The sequence below is a fragment of the Yoonia maricola genome (assembly GCF_002797915.1).
Lineage (GTDB): Bacteria > Pseudomonadota > Alphaproteobacteria > Rhodobacterales > Rhodobacteraceae > Yoonia > Yoonia maricola.
The window spans coordinates 1276070-1296396 of the sequence record NZ_PGTY01000001.1 but is presented as its reverse complement, the minus strand read 5'-3'; the positions used below and the strand labels follow the sequence as shown (position 1 = coordinate 1296396).

25 protein-coding genes are annotated in these 20327 nt (G+C 56.3%); 17 read left to right on the top strand and 8 right to left on the bottom strand.

Features of this window, described 5'->3' with window-relative positions; all coding sequences use genetic code 11:
- The first annotated feature begins 1 nt into the window (after nt 1).
- The 5 genes from BC777_RS06675 to BC777_RS06655 all read left to right on the top strand — a co-directional run bounded on the left by BC777_RS06675 (nt 2) and on the right by BC777_RS06655 (nt 5012).
- Nucleotides 2-409, top strand: coding sequence for a thiol-disulfide oxidoreductase DCC family protein (locus BC777_RS06675; RefSeq protein WP_100367321.1), 408 nt, complete (start codon nt 2-4; stop codon nt 407-409).
- Nucleotides 406-2016, top strand: a complete 1611-nt coding sequence (locus BC777_RS06670; protein WP_100367320.1) for a saccharopine dehydrogenase family protein — start codon at nt 406-408, stop codon at nt 2014-2016. Before BC777_RS06675 ends, BC777_RS06670 begins: the two co-directional genes overlap by 4 nt.
- A gap of 63 nt (nt 2017-2079) precedes the next feature.
- Nucleotides 2080-2730, top strand: coding sequence for a DUF1007 family protein (locus BC777_RS06665; protein ID WP_100367319.1), 651 nt, complete (start codon nt 2080-2082; stop codon nt 2728-2730).
- Nucleotides 2712-3593, top strand: coding sequence for a nickel/cobalt transporter (locus tag BC777_RS06660; RefSeq protein ID WP_100367318.1), 882 nt, complete (start codon nt 2712-2714; stop codon nt 3591-3593). The genes BC777_RS06665 and BC777_RS06660 overlap by 19 nt, the downstream gene beginning before the upstream one ends.
- A 42-nt stretch (nt 3594-3635) precedes the next feature.
- Complete coding sequence (locus BC777_RS06655; RefSeq protein ID WP_100367317.1) at nt 3636-5012, top strand: MATE family efflux transporter; 1377 nt, start codon at nt 3636-3638, stop codon at nt 5010-5012.
- On the opposite strand, the gene BC777_RS06650 is transcribed toward BC777_RS06655, so the two are convergent.
- From BC777_RS06650 to lgt, 5 genes are all read right to left on the bottom strand, one after another.
- Nucleotides 4995-5783, bottom strand: coding sequence for a Hint domain-containing protein (locus BC777_RS06650; RefSeq protein ID WP_100367316.1), 789 nt, complete (start codon nt 5781-5783; stop codon nt 4995-4997). The genes BC777_RS06655 and BC777_RS06650 overlap by 18 nt on opposite strands.
- A 211-nt stretch (nt 5784-5994) precedes the next feature.
- Nucleotides 5995-6156 carry a hypothetical protein gene (locus BC777_RS19345; RefSeq protein WP_168769091.1) on the bottom strand — a complete coding sequence of 54 codons (162 nt, stop codon included), beginning with the start codon at nt 6154-6156 and terminating at the stop codon, nt 5995-5997.
- A 238-nt stretch (nt 6157-6394) separates the two neighbouring features.
- Complete coding sequence (pgeF, locus tag BC777_RS06645) at nt 6395-7150, bottom strand: peptidoglycan editing factor PgeF (protein WP_100367315.1); 756 nt, start codon at nt 7148-7150, stop codon at nt 6395-6397.
- On the bottom strand, nt 7147-8205 hold the full coding sequence (locus BC777_RS06640) for a class I SAM-dependent methyltransferase (RefSeq protein ID WP_100367314.1): 1059 nt from the start codon (nt 8203-8205) through the stop codon (nt 7147-7149). Before BC777_RS06640 ends, pgeF begins: the two co-directional genes overlap by 4 nt.
- Nucleotides 8202-9080 carry a prolipoprotein diacylglyceryl transferase gene (lgt, locus tag BC777_RS06635; protein ID WP_100367313.1) on the bottom strand — a complete coding sequence of 293 codons (879 nt, stop codon included), beginning with the start codon at nt 9078-9080 and terminating at the stop codon, nt 8202-8204. Before lgt ends, BC777_RS06640 begins: the two co-directional genes overlap by 4 nt.
- Before the next feature lie 105 nt (nt 9081-9185).
- Here lgt and BC777_RS06630 point away from each other — a divergent pair, with 105 nt between their 5' ends.
- The 3 genes from BC777_RS06630 to BC777_RS06615 all read left to right on the top strand — a co-directional run bounded on the left by BC777_RS06630 (nt 9186) and on the right by BC777_RS06615 (nt 10576).
- Nucleotides 9186-9428, top strand: coding sequence for an accessory factor UbiK family protein (locus BC777_RS06630; protein ID WP_100367312.1), 243 nt, complete (start codon nt 9186-9188; stop codon nt 9426-9428).
- A gap of 70 nt (nt 9429-9498) precedes the next feature.
- Nucleotides 9499-9732, top strand: coding sequence for a hypothetical protein (locus tag BC777_RS06625; protein WP_100367311.1), 234 nt, complete (start codon nt 9499-9501; stop codon nt 9730-9732).
- A gap of 313 nt (nt 9733-10045) precedes the next feature.
- Entirely contained in the window at nt 10046-10576 is a 531-nt protein-coding gene (locus BC777_RS06615) for a hypothetical protein (RefSeq protein ID WP_100367309.1), read from the top strand.
- A 78-nt stretch (nt 10577-10654) separates the two neighbouring features.
- Here BC777_RS06615 and BC777_RS06610 read toward each other — a convergent pair whose 3' ends face one another.
- Nucleotides 10655-11686, bottom strand: coding sequence for a M42 family metallopeptidase (locus tag BC777_RS06610; protein ID WP_100367308.1), 1032 nt, complete (start codon nt 11684-11686; stop codon nt 10655-10657).
- Between the two features lie 128 nt (nt 11687-11814).
- Complete coding sequence (locus BC777_RS19340; RefSeq protein WP_100367307.1) at nt 11815-12270, bottom strand: hypothetical protein; 456 nt, start codon at nt 12268-12270, stop codon at nt 11815-11817.
- A gap of 1 nt (nt 12271) precedes the next feature.
- Here BC777_RS19340 and BC777_RS06600 point away from each other — a divergent pair, with 1 nt between their 5' ends.
- From BC777_RS06600 to BC777_RS06575, 6 genes are all read left to right on the top strand, one after another.
- The gene (locus BC777_RS06600) at nt 12272-12643 is read left to right on the top strand and encodes a hypothetical protein (RefSeq protein WP_100367306.1); all 372 of its coding nucleotides are present in this window, start codon (nt 12272-12274) and stop codon (nt 12641-12643) included.
- A gap of 148 nt (nt 12644-12791) precedes the next feature.
- On the top strand, nt 12792-13628 hold the full coding sequence (locus BC777_RS06595) for a DUF5131 family protein (RefSeq protein WP_100367305.1): 837 nt from the start codon (nt 12792-12794) through the stop codon (nt 13626-13628).
- Between the two features lie 32 nt (nt 13629-13660).
- Complete coding sequence (gene tcmP / locus BC777_RS06590) at nt 13661-14800, top strand: three-Cys-motif partner protein TcmP (protein WP_100367304.1); 1140 nt, start codon at nt 13661-13663, stop codon at nt 14798-14800.
- A gap of 337 nt (nt 14801-15137) precedes the next feature.
- Nucleotides 15138-15641, top strand: a complete 504-nt coding sequence (locus tag BC777_RS06585) for a type III secretion system chaperone family protein (RefSeq protein ID WP_100368032.1) — start codon at nt 15138-15140, stop codon at nt 15639-15641.
- 36 nt (nt 15642-15677) lie between these two features.
- Entirely contained in the window at nt 15678-16439 is a 762-nt protein-coding gene (locus BC777_RS06580; protein ID WP_311135472.1) for a helix-turn-helix domain-containing protein, read from the top strand.
- Between the two features lie 48 nt (nt 16440-16487).
- Nucleotides 16488-16883, top strand: coding sequence for a VOC family protein (locus tag BC777_RS06575; RefSeq protein WP_100367302.1), 396 nt, complete (start codon nt 16488-16490; stop codon nt 16881-16883).
- A 105-nt stretch (nt 16884-16988) separates the two neighbouring features.
- Here BC777_RS06575 and BC777_RS06570 read toward each other — a convergent pair whose 3' ends face one another.
- Nucleotides 16989-17906 (bottom strand): type IV pili methyl-accepting chemotaxis transducer N-terminal domain-containing protein, encoded by a 918-nt coding sequence (locus BC777_RS06570; RefSeq protein ID WP_168769089.1) that lies wholly within the window; start codon nt 17904-17906, stop codon nt 16989-16991.
- A 330-nt stretch (nt 17907-18236) separates the two neighbouring features.
- Here BC777_RS06570 and proC point away from each other — a divergent pair, with 330 nt between their 5' ends.
- From proC to BC777_RS06555, 3 genes are read left to right on the top strand one after another with little or no spacing between them, the layout of a single operon-like run.
- The gene (gene proC / locus BC777_RS06565; protein WP_100367300.1) at nt 18237-19052 is read left to right on the top strand and encodes a pyrroline-5-carboxylate reductase; all 816 of its coding nucleotides are present in this window, start codon (nt 18237-18239) and stop codon (nt 19050-19052) included.
- Nucleotides 19045-19383 carry a tRNA-binding protein gene (locus tag BC777_RS06560; protein WP_100367299.1) on the top strand — a complete coding sequence of 113 codons (339 nt, stop codon included), beginning with the start codon at nt 19045-19047 and terminating at the stop codon, nt 19381-19383. The genes proC and BC777_RS06560 overlap by 8 nt, the downstream gene beginning before the upstream one ends.
- On the top strand, nt 19380-20327 hold the full coding sequence (locus BC777_RS06555) for a 2-hydroxyacid dehydrogenase (protein WP_100367298.1): 948 nt from the start codon (nt 19380-19382) through the stop codon (nt 20325-20327). The genes BC777_RS06560 and BC777_RS06555 overlap by 4 nt, the downstream gene beginning before the upstream one ends.

The following is a 20327-nucleotide window of genomic DNA, read 5'->3' as shown; positions in this document are numbered from 1 at the left end:
GATGACCGCACCGCAAGCCCCCATCGCTGTCATGGACGCCACCTGCGCACTATGCAGTTGGGGTGCGCGGATGATCCACCGTTTGGACCAGTCGGGCGAGATCAGGATTGCGCCGATCCAGTCGGACACGGGTGCGGCGTTGATGCGCGAGAATGGGTTGAATGCTGCTGATCCGGACACGTGGCTGTTTATCGAAAATGGCACCGTTTGGCGTGATTTCGATGCGCTGATCCGGGTTGGCCAGCGATCTGGCGGCATGGGACGAATATTCGCCCTGCTGAAAATCCTGCCACGCCCGGTGCGCGATTGGCTCTATCAGCGGGTTGCGCGCAATCGCTATGCGATGTTTGGCCGTGGTGATATGTGCGCGCTGCCTGATCCTGCGTTCCGGGCGCGGTTATTGCCATGAAGGTTGTGGTGATTGGGGGCACCGGTGTTTTCGGGTCGCGCCTGGTCCTGTTACTGGCACGCGACGGGCATGAGGTGGTTGTGGCTGGACGTCGCGCCACTGCGGTAATGGCGCTGGCGGATGAGGTGGGGGCGCAGCCTTTGACGCTTGATCGCACGGGCGATTTGACAGCGCTTTGGGCGCTGGGACCTGAGGTTGTGGTGGATGCTGCCGGTCCGTTTCATGCCTATGGTGATACGCCTTTTCTTCTGGCTGAAGCCTGCATTCAAGCCGGCGTGCATTATATTGATCTTGCAGATAATTTGCGGTTTTGTGCAGGTATCCATGTGCTGGACGAGGCCGCGCAGGCTGCAGGTGTTTGTGTGCTGTCGGGTGTATCCAGTGTGCCTGCGCTGTCTTCTGCGGCGGTGACCGCATTGGGTAAGGATGCAGATGAGATCGACACGATCAGCAGCGCAATCCTGCCGGGCAATCGCGCGCCGCGTGGCCGGTCTGTGGTGCAAAGTATTCTGGCACAATGTGGCCAGCCGATGTGTGCGCCCGTGGATGGCACAATGATGACGCAGCGCAGTTGGTCGCAACCTGACAGCTTTGATCTGGGGCAGGGTATCCGGCGCAAGGGCTGGGTTATTGAGGTGCCTGATCAGGGGCTGTTTGCCTCTGCCTTTTGTGCGCGCACCGTTGCTTTTCGTGCGGGGCTGGAACTGGGGGTGATGAACCACGCCCTTGCCGCGTTTTCGTGGCTGCGCGGGCGGTTGGGGCTGGGTGCGCCGGAGTGGCTGGCCGGTCTGGTTTTGTGGCTGTCAAAGCGGCTTTGGCGGTTTGGCACGGATGTCGGGGGCATGTGCGTGGCAGTCACGGTGCGCAAAGGGGAACAATGGGAACGCCGGACGTGGCGTATGATCGCGCGCGCGGGTGATGGGCCGTTCATCCCGGCGGTTCCGGCACGGGCGGTTTTGCGTGCGCTAGACGATGTCGCACCCGGTGCGCGGCCTGCCGTGGGTGTGGTATCGCTGACGCAGATGGAAGAGGGGATGGCGGATTTGGCGGTCAAGACCGAGGTCGTGGTGGAAGACATAGTCCCGCTCTTTCCTGATTTTCTGGGTGCGGATTACGTGAAGCTTCCAAATAGCTTGCGTGATTTACATGATGTGCCTGCGCCGCGCCGGTGGGCGGGGCGGGCGAAGGTGACGCGGGGCGGGTCGCTTTGGGCGCGTTTTATTGCTGCTGTTTTTGGGTTTCCGCCTGCCCGTGATGACACGCCAGTGACCGTCACAATGACCCCGCGAAACGGGGGTGAATTGTGGGAAAGGCAGTTTGATGACAAGCACTTCTGGTCCTTTTTGAAGGTCAGCGAGGGGCGGATGACCGAACGCTTTGGCCTGCTGACCTTTACGCTGGGATTGCATGTGGCGGATGGGCAGTTGCATTTTCCCGTGACCTCTGGCCGATTGGGGCCGATCTCTTTTCCGAAAGCTTTGCTGCCCATCAGTATCGCGCGCGAGTACGAGGCCGACGGTCGCTTTCATTTCGACGTGGCGTTGAAGGCGCCGCTGACAGGCGCGTTGATGGTGCATTACCAAGGTTGGCTGACGCGTGATGAGTGAAGGCCCGCGCATGTTGGTGCGGGCTCCATTGCGCCTATTGGCAACCCGTCCTAGATAGATGGGATGCGTCTGACACTGCCCCTTCTTGCCGCGATGATCGCCCCGACGATGACCCCGGCGCATCCGCATGTTTTTGTGGAGGCGCAGGTCACTGTCGTCTTTGCCGAAGATGGCGGGATGGCGGTCAAGCTGGATTGGTTTTACGACGATTTCTTTTCGCTTTTGGTCACAACTGATCTGGGCATTGATATGGATGGTGATCTGGTCCTGACAGCGGCCGAACAACAGCTGTTGGACGCACAGATTGCGGCGTGGCCGCCAGAGTATAACGGTGATCTGGAAGTGTCTCAGGAAGGTGAGGTGCTGGCGCTTGCCGAAAAGCAGGGCCACCAGATGACCTATGAAGATGGCATATTTCACGAGGTGCATTTGCGGCCCGTGCCCGTGTTGCCCGACCCAGACGGGCCGGTACAAATCCGTGTTTACGACCCAACTTTTTACACCGCCTATGATATGCGCCGCCCGGTGTTGATAGAGGGGCGTGATGATTGCACCGTAGAGGTGATCGCGGCTGATCTTGATGCAGCATATGCGTTGGCGGCGCGTTTGACGGACGGACAGGACCCCAATGCCATCGGCCCTGATGAGTATTTCCCGGAAATTGGCGATGCTTTTGCCGATACGATTGTTGTGACATGCGCTGGCCCGCTTTGATCCTTGCCGGGTTAGGCGCGGTAGCGCTTTGGCTGTGGATCTTTGGCGGGGCGGATCAGGTCACGCAGTTTGCGACGGGGGCGCAACGCGATGTCCAAAATGCGATTGCGGCTGCCTTGCGCGGATTGCGCGCGGGTGAGCCGGGGGCGCTGGCGACCCTCTGGGGCTTATGCTTTGCTTACGGTTTTGTGCATGCAGCTGGGCCGGGCCACGGTAAGCTGGTGATTGGTGGCTATGGCGCAGGCACACGTGTGCCCGCAAGGCGTTTGGCCGGTTTGGCGCTTGGGGCGTCACTGGCGCAGGCGGTGACGGCCATCGCGCTTGTCTATGCAGCGGTTATTGTGTTCGGCTGGGGGCGCGCGCAGATGACGGGCGTTGCCGATGATGTGCTGGCGCCGCTGAGTTATGCGTTTATTGGGGCTGTTGGGGCTTGGCTGATCGTGCGTGGCATCCGGCATTTGCGCCCAAAGCACGCGCATGCGCATCATCATGGCGAGGTTTGCGGCTCTTGCGGTCACGCCCACGGCCCGACATTGGAGCAGGCCGAGACAGTGCGGTCATGGCGCGATGCATTGATCGTGGTTGGAACAATTGCGGTGCGGCCTTGCACCGGCGCGCTGTTTTTGCTGATCCTGACGTGGCGCCTGGAGATTGATTGGGCCGGTATCATCGGGGCGCTGATCATGGGGCTTGGCACCGCCAGCATCACCGTACTTGTGGCCTTTGCTGCCGTGGGCTTTCGCGAAAGCACCTTGCAACTGGTCAGTTACGCCGCTGTTGCCCGCACGCTGGCCTGGGCCGAGATTTTGGCGGGTGGTGTTGTGCTGATCCTTGCCAGCCAATTGGTGTTGCGCAGCATCTGATTACGCTGGACCGGGGCGCGGAACGGGCCTAAGCCTTTGTCTATGGAGCCTGTCGCACAAACATATCAAGACCACAGCCGTGCGATCTGGAAGCTAGGACTGCCGCTGATCTTAAGCAATCTGGCGCAGTTTGCGATCCATATCACCGATACCGTCATGTTGGGGTGGTACGATGTCACGGCACTTGCTGCGTCGACCATCGCGGGGACGCTGTTTTTTGTGATTTTCATCGTCGGTGCCGGATTTTCGCAGGCTGTCACCCCATTGGTCGCGGCAGCGGCTGAAGAAGATGATGATGTGCAGGTGCGTCGCGTGACACGCATGGGGCTGTGGCTATCGATCTTTTACGGGCTTGGTGTGACGATCCCGTTTTTCTGGGCCGAGGACATTTTGATCGCCATCGGGCAGGACCCTGATGTGGCGGCTTTGGCCCATATCTATCTGCAAATCATCATCTGGCAGATGATCCCGGCTCTGGTGGTCTGGACGCTAAAAGCATTCTTGGCCGCAATGGAGCACACGGCGATTATCCTGTGGGCGACGATTGGTACGGCTGTACTGAATGGTTTCATCAACTACGCGCTGATTTTCGGCAATTTCGGGATGCCAGAGCTGGGTATTCAAGGTGCCGCCATCGCATCGCTGAGCGTCAATGTGATTACGGTGCTGATCCTCGTCCTCTATATCAATCGGAAACTGCCGCAGTTTGAACTGTTCAAGAATTTCTGGCGCAGTGATGCCGAAATCCTGCGCCGCGTCTTCATGCTGGGTTGGCCGATTGGGTTGACCTCGCTTGCGGAAGGGGGACTTTTTAGTGCCTCAGCGGTCATGATGGGGTGGATTGGGGCGATTGAACTTGCCGCCCATGGTATCGCGATCCAATTGGCCAGTCTGACGTTCATGGTACATATCGGGTTCAGTCAGGCGGCCACTGTGCGAGCGGGCCGTGCGCTAGGCCGCCGTGATGAGCTGTCCTTGCGTCGGGGCGGGATCACGGCGATTGGGATGTCGGCGCTTTTTGCTGTTCTGACGTCGGTTGTTTTTCTGGCCTTGCCTGAAACGCTGGTATCGCTGTTCATCGATCCCAATGAACCTCAACGGGCCACGTTGCTGCGCATTGGCGCAAGCCTGATTATGGTAGCTGCCCTGTTCCAACTGGTTGATGGGTTGCAGGTACTTGCATTGGGTCTCTTGCGCGGGGTGCAAGATACAACAGTGCCAATGGTCATGGCCGCGGTCAGCTATTGGATGATTGGGCTGCCTGTGAGTTACCTGCTGGCCTTCAATCTTGGCTTTGGGGCGGTCGGCCTTTGGTCGGGCCTTGTGATTGGGCTGGCCGTCGCTGCGGTGCTGCTTTTGTGGCGATTCTGGGGGCGATCGGTGAAAATCGCCCCGGTAGATCTAGCTCAGCAGCTCTAGGTCGCGCATCCGCAGGCGTGGGTGGTGCATGAGGCCAAAGTCCTCGAACCCGCGCTTATGTGGGAAAAGCGAAAGATATTCGCGCAGCGCATCACCACGCAGTCCAAGGTTGAAAGCGGAACCGGGGTGCAGGGTTTCAATCTCTAGCCCGTTCACCATCAGGCTGCGCTGTGTGTCAAAGCCAAATTGGAACACACTGACCGGCGCCGCAGGCTGTAGACCCAGGACGGTATTGCCATCAATGAAATCTGCGGCAGGAATAAAGGCCGCATCAGCACCTGTGACCTTGCGAATGCCGGTGGCGCGGTGGAGCAGCCGTGCCGACGGCCCCAAGACCAAATCTTGCGCGGGGCGGCTATCACCAAGCGCATCGCCGGTAATGCGTGTCATCATCGGTTGTTTGGCGTTGGTCACACCGGCAGGGGTTGGTCCCAGCGTGATCCGGCCGCGCCATTGCAGCACTTCATAACTGCCATCAGAGAGGCGGATCTCATCTCCGGGAAGCACATCTTCGACGGACATATGCCCGTTTTGTGTTTGTACGATTGCGCTGTGTCCCAATGCGGCAAAAGCATCCTCAAAGGCGGGGTGCGCGCGGGCAATGGTGTTGAATTCGTTGAAGCGACCTTGCGCATCCAGATACATCACCTCGTATTTGCGCTGTGCGACATCGACGCTTTGCGTCTTGGCATGCTGGCGCTGGGCCGGGGTTTGTTTGATCTGTTGGCTATAGATATCAATTGCGTGTGGGGACGAAGGTGACGGTTCCATGCGAAAGCCTCTTTGGGTCTGACGTCGTTTGCTGTCCCACCAACAACAACTGCGCAATAATTACATTTACCTTGGATTACATAGCGTCACAGCTATGCGGATCGATGTGCCCAGATACTGACCCAACACAGACAGGTTCAGCCTTGATGTGTGGAAACACCTGCTTTGATCATGCGACCCTGCAATGGCGCAGGACAGCATCGAATATCGATCAGGCGCTGCGTATGATCGCAGCGCTTGGCTTTGCGTCATCATTCGCCTGCATTTCACGGCGTGCGATCATGGCTTTGCGAATGTCACCGCGTGCCCATGGCATCGGGGTGTCATATTCTGCGACGGCGGCTTCAAGCGATTTCTGCCAGCGGCTTTTCATTGTGATACCTCTTTTTTTGACTGCAACCGTTGTTGGCCGCGATTGAAATCAGATTGCTGGATCAAACTGGCGAGATTTTGGCGATTTCAAAAAAACACTGAGACAAGACCGTTAACCCTCAGGAAATGGAATAAGGCACTGATATAAAACATAAATGATATCGTTGTGGGGTGATTGGGGCCTGCATAGGTTAACAAACCGAGGCAGGACTTGCCTCATTTAGTTAAACAGCGCGCGATTAGAGCCTGATTGCCGCAATCAGCCGTCCGTAGTCAGCCTGCTTTTCGTGCACGGACCGACGATAGCTGAAGAATCGTTTTGGATCGGCATAGGTACAGTGATGCGTCCATGATGCTGATTTGATGCCACTTTGCTGTAGCTGGTAGAGGCCAAAACCCGGCAGATCAAAGTGGAATCTGTCATCATGCCCTTGCAGAAAGAACCGATCAAAGCTGGCGTCTGCGGCAACAAAGCTATCACGGAACTCTGGTCCGACTTCATAGTTGGGTTGGCTGATCGATGGTCCGATCACCGCCGCGATGTTGTCGCGGGATGCGCCCAGCCCCTCCATCTTGGCGACCGTGGCTTCCAGCACACCGTGCAATGCGCCTTTCCATCCCGCGTGCGCAGCCCCGATCACTCGCGCCTTGGTGTCGGCGAAAAGTACCGGTTGGCAATCCGCTGTCAGGATCGACAGGGCAATCCCTTCCTGGGCGGTGACCAGCGCATCGGCCTTTGGTGTTGACGTGGTGGGTGTGGTCACGGTGATCGCATCTGCGGAATGAACCTGATGCACGCCCACCAGATGATCTGTGGCAACATCCAGAATGCTTGCAACACGTGACCGGTTGATCGCAACGATGTCTTTCTGGTCGGAACTGCCGTAGCCGCAATTGAGCCCCGAAAACACGCCAGAGGATGCACCACCCAACCGGGTGAAGAACCCGTGTCGCATGCCTTCAAGAAGCGGGTCGGTGATAATGTCGAGCGTCATGGCTCTAGCCCCGGTGGCGGATTGGCGGTGGACGGATAGATACTGATCACTTTGAAAAGGTCGCCCATTTCCGCCGGATGGGTCAAGCGCCGATGTGCTGCGATATGGGACGTCAGCCCATCGCCGGACAGGCTCTGGGCAAGCGTTTGTGCACGTTGGGTGATGCCAAGCCGTTCAAGGAAAACGCCCTGCGGCGTTAGTCTGCTGAATTTCGCTGGGCCGGCGTTTGCAGCGATGGCGGCAAAATCGACATGTGCGGTCAGGTCTGCTTCACCTGGCGTTGCCAGCGGATTTATACGGTCTTGTGATTTCAGCGCTTGCAATGTGTCGCCTTGCGATTGCCAGTCACCATAGTCGATGATCACAGCACAGCCGCCATGGCTTTCGATCTTCGCGCCGATGGTTGATGTGATGGCGGGCAACCCTGCGCAATGTTCAACCAAATCGCCGTCTTTTGTATCGGCCAACCGGCCCTCCAACAGTGCGATTGGTGCCGCAGCGGAGAGGCCGAAGCTCAGCCGACCATCGGTCGTACCAATCATCTTTTCGCGCCAGTCGTCACCGTCACGCAGGAACTGTCGGATCGGCAAGGCGTCGAAGAATTCATTGGCGATCAGATAAAGCGGGGCGTCGGGCAAGGTTGCGATACTGTCATGCCACTGCGCATCCGCGATCCGCTTGGCCTGTTCAGCGCGCAAGATCGGCGAGGCTTCGACAAGGTGGACGGTAAGTGCTGCATGAAATCCTGGCACCGCTTTGGTGGCGCGCAAGGCATCGGCCATCAATGTGCCGCGGCCCGGCCCAAGCTCGGCTAGCGTAATGTGTTTGGGCTGACCTTGATCCATCCATGCTTGCGCGAGTGACAGGCCGATAAGTTCGCCGAACATTTGGCTGATTTCGGGTGCCGTCGTGAAATCACCCGCCGCGCCAAAGGGGTCGCGTGTTGCGTAATACCCATGCTCTGGATGCATCAGACAATCGGTCATGTAATCGGCAAGGCTGATCGGGCCGGTTCGGGCGATCCGTGCGGCCAGAAGATCACCCAATGCGGTCATCGGCGCGCGGCCATGACGACGACTGTAAGGCCAACAAGGATCATCGGCAGGGTCAAAGTTTGCCCCATGGTCAGGCCAAAGCCATCAATGTGGAATGCCAGGCCCAGCGGGTTGCCGGGGCTGACGAATTGCGCGTCAGGCTGGCGGACGAACTCAACAAGGAAGCGGGCGATGCCGTAGCCCATGAAGAAGACGCCGGACAGAAGCCACGGTTTCTTGAGTGCGCTAAAGCGGAAGGCGAGAAGTATAAGAATTGTACCGAGAAGTAACCCTTCAAGGCCTGCTTCATAGAGTTGCGAGGGGTGGCGCACGCAGGGTTCGAGGGCGGTCGCGCAGGCTTGTGCGGCTTGACCGGGGAAGATGACCCCCCAAGGTACATCGGTTTGACGCCCCCAAAGCTCTGCATTGATGAAATTCGCGACGCGCACCAACAGCACCGCAGGGGTTGCTGCGACGGCGATGATATCGGCCAGATCGGGCAGTGGAACTTTGTGGCGACGGCTGAACAGATAGACCGCGACGACGACACCGAGGAAACCACCGTGAAATGACAGCCCGCCTTCCCAGATTTTGAAGATATCAAACGGGGCGGCCAGGAAGTCGGCGGGTTTGTAAAAGAAGACATAGCCCAGACGCCCGCCACCGATGACGCCGACGACGATATAGGTCAGCAGGTCTTCCAACTGCGCCACCTTCATCGGCGGCCCATTGCCCCACAGATGCGGCCGGTTCAGCGCCAGTTTGATCAACTGCCAGCCAATCGCGATCCCCACGATATAGGCCATCGCATACCAACGCAGCGCGATCTCGCGTCCAAAGACGGTGAACGAGAAAATCTCGGGTGAGATATCGGGGAAGGGGATGGCTGCAAACATGGGTGCATTCCTTGTCTGCGGGTGCGGCAAAGTCAACCGGATGTGTCGGGTTGTGTGATGTGACGGCAAAGCCCATATATGTTATAAGCTATTTCGGAGAGACCCATGCAAGGCAACAACAAGATTTTCGATGACCTGAGCCAACTGATGACCAACGCGATGGGCGTGGCACAAGGGGCGCGGGACGAGGCGAACACCGCGATGAAATCCATGATGGACCGCTGGCTGGCCGACCGCGATTTCGTGACCCGCGAAGAGTTTGATGCCGTGCGCGCCATGGCGCAGAAAGCCCGTGAAGAAAACGAAGCGCTTGCGGCAAGGATCGCAGCGTTGGAAGGTAAGAAGTAGGTCGGGGCCTGCCCCGACACGGATAACAAATAGGCGGGGAAACCCCCGCCCCACAACAAGGAGAACGACAATGGGACTAGGTGATATGATGGGCAAAGCGGCGGGCCTGATGGGCGGCGCTGGTGGTGACTTTGACCTTGGTGCAAAGATGGAAGAACTGGGGATCGACCCCTCTATGCTGGAAAACCTCGATGTTGAGGGCGTGAAGGCGATGATCGAAGAAAAGGGTTTTGATCTGTCGATGCTGGATGGCCTTGGGATTGATCTGGATGAGATGATCGCGAAGTTTAAGGGCGAGGCTTAAGCCCTCCCTTGGCGCGAGGCGATCATTTAAACCTGAACAATATCATAAACGGTGCCGTGCTTGCGGTGCCGTTTTTGTTTTGCGCGGCATCATTGGCGACCGCGGCCCCATTTGATCAGTTCAAGGACTGCGATGTTTGTCCTGAGATGATCGAACTGCCTTTGGGTGAGTTTGTGATGGGTGCGCCTGAGAGCGAGTCGACACTAAATTTGCATTGGGACAATGCAGGCTGCTGTTTAGCGGCGCCCGACAATCCTCTAGTGAATGCTTTTGATACACGAAGCATTGGTACGAGCGTCGAGGATAGATCAATATGAAGCCGTTTTATTGGATATTAGTAACGGGCTGCATCGCGACCAGCCCTTTCATTCTGGCTCAAGGCAATGATGAAAACGTGATTTCGCTGGCTGATATTGTGGAGGCGCACGATGAGCCTGTACGCGTTGAAAACACCATGGTCGAAATGGAGATTGATCAATGCCTTTTGACGGTAATAGCACGACCGATGAATACCTGTAACAATCCGCACTTATCACCGAGCGTTGGTAATCGAAAGATTACAGTAACTTCCGACATCAGGGAAGTTCGGAAAATACATGCATTCAACCTCGATATGCGTGGCTTCGATAATCTGAACAACAATCAAAATATGATAACAGTGTATAGTATTGATCCTGATAACAGCGTTACCTTCTCAAGAACGTTCGAAAAGTGCGACGGGACAGTATCGCGCAGTGAGAATCTAACTAGCGTGGACTTCGGCATCACCGCCATCGCGCCTGGTTTCTTCCGTCGCCTGCCAATCGAGTTCGACATTGCAGGCTGTTTAGGAGAGGGGAGTTAACAGTAAGCTTAGGATTGGTGATCTCACCCAACTCTAATATCGCAAACGCCGCGATGGCTGAAATCACCAATCCTACCCCTAAAACTCCCCCAAATACGCCACTAAAATATCCAGCGCCGCTTGCAGGTCATCCTTTGCGATCATCTCGGTCACGGTATGGATATACCGTGTCCCCACCGTGATCCCCACCGCCCGCGCGCCTGCGGCGGCTTGTTGTGCGGCTGCCCCGTCTTGTCCGCCTGAGGCTAGCATCGTGCGCTGGTAGGGGATCTTGTGTTTGATGGCGAGCGCTTCGATATCCTGCACCAGCCCTTTGTCTGCGATGAAGGACGCATCGCGTACATGCAGCCCAAAGCCTTCGCCTTGCGTCGTCGTCACATCTTTGCCCGGTATCCCCGGCGTGTCGCAGGACAGGGTCACGTCGATCCCCAGCCCGATATCAGGCTGTATGGCGAAGGATGATGTGCGTGCGCCGCGCAAGCCGACCTCTTCCTGCGTCGTAAAGGCCACGTGGATTTCCGCGCCGCGCCCTTTGTCGCCCAAAGCCCGGATCGCCTCGATCCCCAGCCAGCAGGCGATGCGGTTGTCCAGCGCTTTGGATACCAACTTATCCCCCATCTCAAGGAAGGGTTCGTCCATCACCACATAGTCGCCAACCTTGACGACATCATGCGCGGCCTTGCCCATGCCAAGGTCGATGAAGAATTCACCGACCTCAGGGATTTTTTTGCGGTCCTCGGGGGAGGAAATATGCACGGGCTTGCCGCCGGGGTTCATCACCCCTTTGAAATCGCCGTCATCGGTGCAGACCAGCACGCGGCGGGAAAAGAGGTTCCGCGGATCAAAGCCACCCACAGGCAGGACGTAGAGAAAGCCGTTCTTGTCGATATGGCTGACCAGAAAGCCGATCTCATCCATATGGCAGAGGAGCATGATCTTGGGTGCGTCCTCCGTCTTCGCATCGCGGCGACAGAGGAGGGAGCCCATGGGATCGGTCTCAATCGCGTCGAATAGCCCTTTCACTTCGGATGTGATCAGATCACGCACCCGTTCTTCGTGGCCGGGCACGCCGGGCATTTCGCAAAGACGTTTCAGAAGGTCAGTGTTCATGTGGGATGCTCCTCTTTGCGTTAATTAATGCGACGCACAGCCGCCCAAAGCAATTCAACTTTATTGCATTTCATGCGTCAGTTGAGGCTTTGAACAAGGCCCATCTACTGGCATCCCAACTTCATGCCTTACCTTTGAATACGATATCGGCCTGTTGGCACATCAATCTGAACCGTCGCGAACTCTTCTCTGCTTGGCGACAGGCCAGTGTTGCGGCAGAACGCCGTTGTTCCGACAAGTTCGGCTTCACGGTTTGCATTTGATACGACGTTGAAGAAACCAACCCCTCGCATGATGGTGTCGCCATTCATTTTGACAGTGGAGCCGTTGACGGCCTGACGTCCTAGACGCGAGAAGATTGATCCCCCACGGTTGCTATATGCTCCGCAGATGTACATTTCGCCGTTTTCCATGACGGGACGGTACCGGATGAAAATTTCTGCGCCGTTGCTATTCCATTGGAGGCCAGTCGCAGCAAAGCTATCGTCTACGGTGACTTCTAAGCTCTGCGTCGATGCGCTGATCTGTTCTGCTTGCGGTGTCTCGGCGGCGGCTTGTACCGACGCCTCTGTTGGTGCTGCCAAGGTGTTTGACTATAACGTCGAGGCCACCATTCAGGCGCGTGTCGCAACCGCCGGAACGGTTGGCCAGCAACTGCGCGGCTCAGTGTCGATGTCCCTTCAGGACGGGGGCGGCGTTGAGCATCCCAAGCCCGCATCGAACTTCTACGGTCTAGCCGAAAACTCCGCCACCTTCTTCTTTTCGGATGCAAGCCAGACCTTCGGCCGGATGAACGACATCGTGCGATCCTGCATCTCGGTGCCAGAGCCGACCGAGGTCTTCATCCAGTTCGGCTTCCGAGTGCTGAACGACACCGATCCGAACCAACAAGTCACATTTGAGCTGATTTCCGCCCCGAAATTCACCCTAATCAAAGAACTGCCGGAAACCGTTTAACTACTCTTTAAATGGTGACTAAATATCCTTCGCGTTTCGGCATCTTCAATGGGAGCGACTGGTATGTGTGGCTTTGATCTGTCGGCTAACCAGACACTTTCAAACGTGTCGGAACTATGCGAGAACACTTCACAACCGGAGGTGCATCATGGGCGCGAATTCAAAAATCGAATGGACCACGCACACCTTTAACCCCTGGTGGGGATGCACCAAAGTCTCGGAAGCCTGCAAACACTGTTACGCTGAAGCATGGGCAAAGCGTGTTGGTCAGAAGGTTTGGGGACCGAGGCCTGAGCGCAGGTTGCTAAGCGACACCCATTGGAGACAGCCTCTCAAGTGGAACCGTGACGCAGCCAAATCAAACGAACGCCCGCGGGTGTTCTGTGCGTCGATGGCTGATGTCTTTGAGGATCGCGACGAGTTGATACCGCATCGGGATCGACTTTTTGATCTTATTGAGGCAACCCCAAACCTAGACTGGCTTTTGCTTACAAAGCGCCCGCAAAATGTCCGTCGGCTGGCACGGTGGGACACTGAATGGCCTGACAATGTTTGGCTGGGCACTACGGTCGAGTTGCAGAAGCGTGCTGAGGAGTTGCTGCCATATATAGAAGCGGTTCCCGCTAAGGTGCGCTTCATTTCGGCGGAGCCTCTGTTGGGGCCGCTTGAGATTGAGCCATGGTTAGAAACGACCATCGATTGGGTCATCACCGGCGGTGAGAGCGGGCCCAAGGCGCGACCTGCTTCACCCAAATGGTTTACCGATCTTCATGCACAGTGCATGCGAACAGAAACAGCATTTCACTTTAAGCAGTGGGGCGATTGGGCACCTGGGGATGGGATCAATCTGTTGACTAAGTCCAAACCTGCTGAGTCGGTGGTAGATGACGGCACGCCAATGTTTCGTGTCGGAAAGAAGACAGCTGGTCGAAGACTCAACGGAGAGTTGCATGATGGGTTGCCGAAGGTTGTTCGCTCTGCATAACATCTCTTCATTTATCCGATGGAGATAGTTTTTTGGACGAGCGGTACCAAGGCAGGGAGCAGAGCCTAGCCAAGCACGAGATACTGAAACGGTACATGGTGCCATTCGCAAACAAGATACTATCTCAGTGGGAAAGCATCGATTTCATAGATGGCTTCTCTGGTCCTTGGGAAAACCACGACACGGCCAATCTCACAGATACTTCAATAGGTGTCGCCATGAGCACGTTGTCCAAAGTCGCCCGTGCACGAAAGCATCAGCCCAACAACAGACGCATTCGCTGCATCTTCAATGAACGAAATGCAAAGTCGTTCGCTCTTCTGGAGGATTTTGTTCAGCGCACCAGAAGTCTCTATCCGTTGATCAAAGTGGAAACCTTCAACGGCGAGTTTGCCAACAATGCTGCTGATATTAGCCGTGCGGCGGACCACAAGTTTCAGCTCCTCTTTGTAGATCCCACAGGCTACACGGGTTTCCCACCATCGTCTTTGCAGCACTTCAAAGGCCGTTCCAGCGAAGTCATTGTCAACGTCATGCGGTCCTTTATCGAACGTTTTGTCTCTGGCGAACACAAAGACAGAGAGCGGGCACTCATCCAATTGGTCGGCCCGAAGAGGGCTCAATTTCTACTGGACACCGGGTTGTCGATTGAGACCGTCGAAAGCGAGTATCTCAGAATGCTCAGGGGCGATCTGGGCTATAAGTTCGCCGGGTACTCACCCATTCATAACCCGGACAAGAACGAGATTCACTTTAATTTGGCCTATGCCACGAACCATTTTGAAGGGATGGATGTCATGCGCACCGCGGAGTTTGGCGCACTGTCTGAGCACGACCGAACTCGTTTTGCCAAGAAAGCAAGAAAGGCTGGGCCAGATCTATTTGATGACATGATGGGGGAGTTGGAGATTGAAGGGCCCTACCTAAAGACTAGAAAGAAGCACCTCTTGATAGCCCGATCCGTTCTGCATGAAGTGCTTTCTGAGTCACCAGCTGGTCTGGCTTTTGGAAAGGTCGCCGCCAAAGCGCAACAACAACTCTTCCTAAAGCGATCTGAACTCGGTGATGTGATAGTAGAGATGGCTGATGAAGGTCTGGTCCAGCCAACTTGGCGGTACCGAGGTGGTCGGAAACCAATCGCTACTGACAAGATTGTCCGCATCGGAGAGTAATTGGATCGGGCGGCCTTCAGCCTTTTAAGGTCCATTTAAAGGCCTTTTAACCGTCCGTAACGTCTCTTAGATTTGAACGGTTTTTTGCGTGAGAACCGAAAAACGCTCTGCTGCAACTTTAACTGTTTCGCACTGCAAAACTTACTGTCGCGCTACAACAATCCACATGAAACTTTCCCGATCTGTCACTTATCCCCAAGAAATCGCTTTACAGATGCGCCTCTGTTGGGCCACGATATCTAGTAGGGGAGAACGGTGAACAACACCGCCCCTAGAGCAGGCACCTAGCGCTTGGGCACTGCCATGACCCATGCGCCAACGCAGTGAGGCCGAGCATATGGCATTGTCCGAACATTACCTTGAGGCTGATGATCTTCACCCCATTGATCTGGTGGAACACATCGCAGAACACCACGCGTGGGAGTTTGACCGCATCCACGACGACCAAATCGCAATGGCTGTTGAGGGCCAGTGGCGCACTTATTCCATCACGCTGGCCTGGTCGGCCTATGATGAGACATTGCGCCTGATCTGCACCTTCGACATGGAGCCACCCGCTGAGCGGATGCCGGCACTTTACGAGACGCTGAACGTGATCAACGACCGCTGTTGGGCGGGCGCATTCACTTGGTGGGATGAGCAACAGTTGATGGTGTATCGCTATGGTTTGATGCTGACGGGTGATCAGGTCGCGGGACCCAATCAGATTGATACAATGATCGGGGCGGCTGTGGCAGCCTGCGAGCAATATTACCCAGCGATCCAACTGGTCACTTGGGCTGATCGCAGTGCTGAAGAGGCGGTGCAGGTTGCAATTGGTGGCGCCTACGGGCGGGCGTAACGCCCCCCTGCGCGCCGTTCCGATCACGGACAGACCCTGATCCCCATACCTATCGGATATCACGAGGTCATTGTCACGCCACTGGCCACGCGCCGGGTTGAGGCGGTCTGGTCCTTTGCCGCTGATGCGCCGGGCCGCAGTATTGTCCTGCCTGATGGGCGTTGCGATGTGATTGTGCAGCACCATCGTGATACCCCCAAAACAGTCACGCCGATTATCACCGGGCCCGCAACGCGTGCCTATACTGTGTCTTATGATGCGGGTGATCAGTGGTTTGGACTGCGCTTGCGGCCTGAAAGTGGTGCTGCCCTTTGGAAAGGTGCCATGGCCCAGGCAACCGACACCGTTTTGCGCGGGCAAGAGGCGATTGATCTGGTCCCCCCGCTTGCCGAACTGGATGGGCGTCATCTGACGCTCAAAGAAATTGCGCCTCTGGTGCTGGACCATACCGCGCAGTCTGTCGATACCCGCCTGACCCGCGCGCTGGACGTTTTACATGCCTCTGGTGGACGCATTCGGATGACGACGCTTGCCGGGTTCCTGTCCTGTTCCACCCGTCAACTGAACCGCCTGTTTCGCGCCAATACGGGGCTTAGCACCAAAACATACGCCCAACTTATCCAGTTTCACCGCACGCTGGGTCTGATCACCCGCGCGCGGTTGCCGATCACAGCCGCGGCCTTTGAGGGGGGCTATGCAGATCATGCGCATATGACGCGTGCTTTTGGCCGGTTTGGCGGCTTTGCCCCGTCCAGAGTGCCGCCGGATCTGACGCTACCGCAGTTGTTTCCACAATAAGTCCGATTTGTTCAAGATTGCTGGTGGGTTCTGGTGTAAACAACAGCCATGAAACTTGGATACACAATCATATACGTCGCGGATGTTCCTAAAACGATTGCCTTTTATGAAGCCGCCTTTGGTCTGCAACAGCGCTTCATCCATGAAAGCAATCTATATGGAGAGATGGAGACCGGTGAAACCGTTCTTGCCTTTGCGGGCAATGAGGCGGCTGAAATGAACGGGCTGGCGATTTTGCCAAATGACCCCAAAGGACCTGCGGCTGGATGGGAGATTTGCTTTGTCACCGATGACGTTGCAGCGGCCTATGATCGTGCGTTGTCCAACGGTTGTCGTCCCGTCAGCGCCCCAAGTCTGAAGCCCTGGGGCCAGTCCGTATCCTATGTGCGTGATCTGGACGGGTGTATCGTTGAAATCGCATCACCAATCCAGAAACCGACCTAGCCACTAAGACCCATATGTCTGATTGCCCAAAGAGACTGATGGCGCAGGCCACATTGCGGCCTGCGTTTCTTTCTATTGGTTTTTTGCAAAAGCAATGCCCGCGTTTTAGGAATTTGGCCGCGCCGTGCCGGCGTATAACGCGACAACTGCATTCATATCGGCCATCGTCGCATTGAGTGAGGTAAACGTGATCGTCTGTTCTTGGGTGGTGAGAGTACCGCCATCAAGGACCTCCGTGATCAGTGGTTTGACGTTGGTCCAATCGTTTAGAACGGTCTCGAGGCCGTCCTCAATTTCTGGCGTTGGCGGTGACCCGATGCCGACGGCGGGCATGCCAAAGCGCAAGGCTTCCAACGACGTTTCAAAGAGAGTTGCTGTGTCTTCAAGTGTCGTCAGAGTATCAGGCGTTTCGTACACACTGCCGACGATGCAGGTATCTTTAGACATCTGTTGCGTCAGCGTCCGCTGACGGTCGGAGATATCGACCATCATCAAGCTGGCCTGTGTGGCTGCATTTGGGTTTGCGTATTGTTTGACAAGCTCTTCAACCAATAGCTGTGCCGCCGCCAGAAGCGCCATGTTTTCGGTCAGTAGATAGTTGATGTCGGCTTCTGTCGCGGTTCCAGCACTCACGGCGTCTGCAGCGGCTTTGAAAGGATCCCACTTCTGGCGCAGCTCATGAATGCGCACGAGCGATTTGCGCCGGGTTTCTGCCGCGTTGATGTTCAAATCTGCATCACCAAATTCAAGTGCCGCGAGGATTTGTTCGAAGGTCGTCGTCGCCTCTTCCAGAAGTGCATTTGCCGTCGCTATTTCGATGCCGCGATCTACGTGACATGCCGCTGCCGGGATGCGCTGTGACAGCATGCGCAACATACCAGAGAAGTTGATGCGTTCCGCGGCATTTTCCTCTTGCGTTGGTGAAAAGGGGATCACGCGCGTATCGTCTGCGTAGGCTGACGTGATTGGTGCCGCAAAGAGGGCCGCGATAAGCCCGGTGCTGAGACGAAGAGAGTGGTTCATCTGAGTTCCTCTGGTATGCATGCAAGCAACCCTTCTGCGTGGGCGTGGGTGTCATGCTTTATGTCTAGTGGGATGAAAAAACTGGAATAAACAGGGAATCATAACAGATTTCCTGATCGGTTTATGACGGGTGACCGGCGTCAATCATGTTCAAAATTTGTCAATTTATTGACTTTTGCTTAACTCAACGTCAGGCAGTATCCGCTGCCGCTAATCTGTCTGCATACAGATGCGGCTTTTAACCAGTTTCGGCCTGTATCCAGCAAAACGTATCTTCCAACTGGTCAGCCGTTTCGATACCCTTTCCTGAGTTTCAAGAGGTGAGTTTTCATGAATATGACCGATGTTGCAGAACGTGGATTGGTTTTGCTGGGATGTGGCAAAATGGGCTCTGCCATGCTGGGAGGGTGGCTGCGAACAGGCTTGCCGCCCTTGTCCGTTTTGGTGATTGACCCCAAGCCCTCGGCCTGGCTGAAAGAGCAAGGTGTGCAGATTGGTGGCAAGCTGCCCAAAAACCCTGCTGTTTTGATTGTCGCGGTCAAGCCTCAGATGATGCAAGATGCTTTGCCCGACGTGAAGGCACTGGGTGATGGCAAAACACTTGTGATTTCAATTGCCGCGGGTACACCGATTGCAACTTTTGCGGACGCTTTTGGTGAAAAGACCCCCATTGTGCGTGCCATGCCGAATACCCCTGCCGCCATTGGCCGTGGGGTGACGGCAATGATCGGAAATGATGTTGTCAGCGCTGATCAAATGAATCTGGCTGAAGCGCTGTTGCTTTCTGTGGGGGATGTTGCCCGTCTGGACAGTGAAGATCAGATGGATGTGGTCACGGCTGTTTCCGGCTCTGGTCCGGCTTATGTGTTTCACCTGATCGAAACGCTTGCGGCGGCGGGCATGGCCGAGGGACTGCCTGCTGATCTTGCCATGCAACTGGCGAAAACGACAGTCGCAGGTGCAGGCGAACTGGCGCAACATGAGGATGTGAACCCTGCTCAATTGCGCGCCAATGTGACCTCGCCCAATGGCACAACGCAGGCCGCACTTGAGGTCTTGATGGACTTTGAAACCGGGTTTCCACCGCTGTTGCGCCGTGCGGTCGCCGCTGCGGCAGATCGGTCGCGTGAGTTGGCCAATGAGTGAGATCAGCTTTGATGATTTTCTGAAGGTGGACGTCCGGGTCGGCACGGTGTTGCGCGCTGAACCCTATCCAGAGGCGCGCAAGCCAGCGATCAAGCTATGGATCGATTTTGGCGATGACATTGGCGAAAAGAAAACCTCGGCGCAGATTACGGCGTACTATCGGCCGGAAACTCTTGTGGGGCGTCAGGTGATGGCTGTGGTCAACTTTCCGCCCCGCCAGATCGGCAAGTTCATGTCCGAGGTACTGGTCCTTGGCATGCCAGATGAAAATGGCGAGGTTGTTTTGGTTGGACCCGACCAGCCAGTGCCTGTTGGAGGACGTTTGCATTGAAAAAGCTGTTGATCACGCGGGTTCTGCCCGATGCTAATTTGGACGTGGCACATGCGCGTTATGACGTAACCGTGCGCGACACCGCCGTGGGGTTGACCGTGGCAGAAGCTGCGGCTGCCTTGCGCGATTATGACGCGATCCTGCCCACTTTGGGTGATCAATTCGGGGCCGAGGCCTTTACCGGTGAAACGCGTTGTGGCGTACTGGCCAATTTTGGTGTCGGCTATAACCATATCGATGTCGATGCGGCAGCCAAAGCGGGCATCGCTGTTTCAAACACCCCGGATGTCGTCACCGATGCGACCGCCGATATTGGTTTGACCCTGATCCTGTCCACTTGCCGCCGCACTGGTGAGGGGGAGCGCCTCGTGCGTGCTGACAGATGGGGCGGTTGGGGACCGACCGCCATGCTGGGCACCCATGTGACAGGCAAGACCGTCGGTATCGTCGGCATGGGCCGGATCGGGCAGGCGGTTGCACGCCGTTGCCACTTTGGGTTTGAGATGCCGGTGAAGTATTTCAACCGCTCGCAAAAGAAGGTGGATTTCCCGGCAGAGCAGGTCGACACCATGGCGGAGCTTATGGGCGCCTGCGATATTATTGTTGTCACTGTGCCCGGCGGTGCTGCCAATACGCATCTGATCAACGCCGATGCTTTTGCCGCCATGAAGCCCACAGGTATTTTCGTTAATATCGCGCGTGGTGACGTGGTGGATGAGGATGCGCTGATCGCTGCCTTGCAGTCTGGCCAGATTGCTGGTGCGGGCCTTGATGTGTTTGCCAAGGAACCCATCGTACCAGACGCCTTTCGCGCCATGGAAAACGTCGTTCTTTTGCCCCATCTGGGCACTGCCGCGTTAGAGGTGCGTGTTGCCATGGGCCAGATGGCGCTGGACAACATTATTGCTTGGGATGAAGGCAGGCCCTTGCCGCAGGCAGTCTAG

Coding starts and splice junctions, on each gene's coding strand:
- BC777_RS06630 (WP_100367312.1), top strand. CDS start 9,186: ATGCAAGGCAACAACAAGATTTTCGATGACCTGAGCCAACTGATGACC.
- BC777_RS06595 (WP_100367305.1), top strand. CDS start 12,792: ATGGGCGCGAATTCAAAAATCGAATGGACCACGCACACCTTTAACCCC.
- BC777_RS19345 (WP_168769091.1), bottom strand. CDS start 6,156: ATGAAAAGCCGCTGGCAGAAATCGCTTGAAGCCGCCGTCGCAGAATAT.
- BC777_RS06660 (WP_100367318.1), top strand. CDS start 2,712: ATGCGCTGGCCCGCTTTGATCCTTGCCGGGTTAGGCGCGGTAGCGCTT.
- BC777_RS06560 (WP_100367299.1), top strand. CDS start 19,045: ATGAGTGAGATCAGCTTTGATGATTTTCTGAAGGTGGACGTCCGGGTC.
- proC (WP_100367300.1), top strand. CDS start 18,237: ATGAATATGACCGATGTTGCAGAACGTGGATTGGTTTTGCTGGGATGT.
- BC777_RS06670 (WP_100367320.1), top strand. CDS start 406: ATGAAGGTTGTGGTGATTGGGGGCACCGGTGTTTTCGGGTCGCGCCTG.
- BC777_RS06575 (WP_100367302.1), top strand. CDS start 16,488: ATGAAACTTGGATACACAATCATATACGTCGCGGATGTTCCTAAAACG.
- BC777_RS06640 (WP_100367314.1), bottom strand. CDS start 8,205: ATGACCGCATTGGGTGATCTTCTGGCCGCACGGATCGCCCGAACCGGC.
- BC777_RS06625 (WP_100367311.1), top strand. CDS start 9,499: ATGGGACTAGGTGATATGATGGGCAAAGCGGCGGGCCTGATGGGCGGC.
- BC777_RS06585 (WP_100368032.1), top strand. CDS start 15,138: ATGGCATTGTCCGAACATTACCTTGAGGCTGATGATCTTCACCCCATT.
- BC777_RS06650 (WP_100367316.1), bottom strand. CDS start 5,783: ATGGAACCGTCACCTTCGTCCCCACACGCAATTGATATCTATAGCCAA.
- BC777_RS06655 (WP_100367317.1), top strand. CDS start 3,636: ATGGAGCCTGTCGCACAAACATATCAAGACCACAGCCGTGCGATCTGG.
- BC777_RS06665 (WP_100367319.1), top strand. CDS start 2,080: ATGCGTCTGACACTGCCCCTTCTTGCCGCGATGATCGCCCCGACGATG.
- pgeF (WP_100367315.1), bottom strand. CDS start 7,150: ATGACGCTCGACATTATCACCGACCCGCTTCTTGAAGGCATGCGACAC.
- BC777_RS06675 (WP_100367321.1), top strand. CDS start 2: ATGACCGCACCGCAAGCCCCCATCGCTGTCATGGACGCCACCTGCGCA.
- BC777_RS06570 (WP_168769089.1), bottom strand. CDS start 17,906: ATGAACCACTCTCTTCGTCTCAGCACCGGGCTTATCGCGGCCCTCTTT.
- BC777_RS06615 (WP_100367309.1), top strand. CDS start 10,046: ATGAAGCCGTTTTATTGGATATTAGTAACGGGCTGCATCGCGACCAGC.
- BC777_RS06610 (WP_100367308.1), bottom strand. CDS start 11,686: ATGAACACTGACCTTCTGAAACGTCTTTGCGAAATGCCCGGCGTGCCC.
- lgt (WP_100367313.1), bottom strand. CDS start 9,080: ATGTTTGCAGCCATCCCCTTCCCCGATATCTCACCCGAGATTTTCTCG.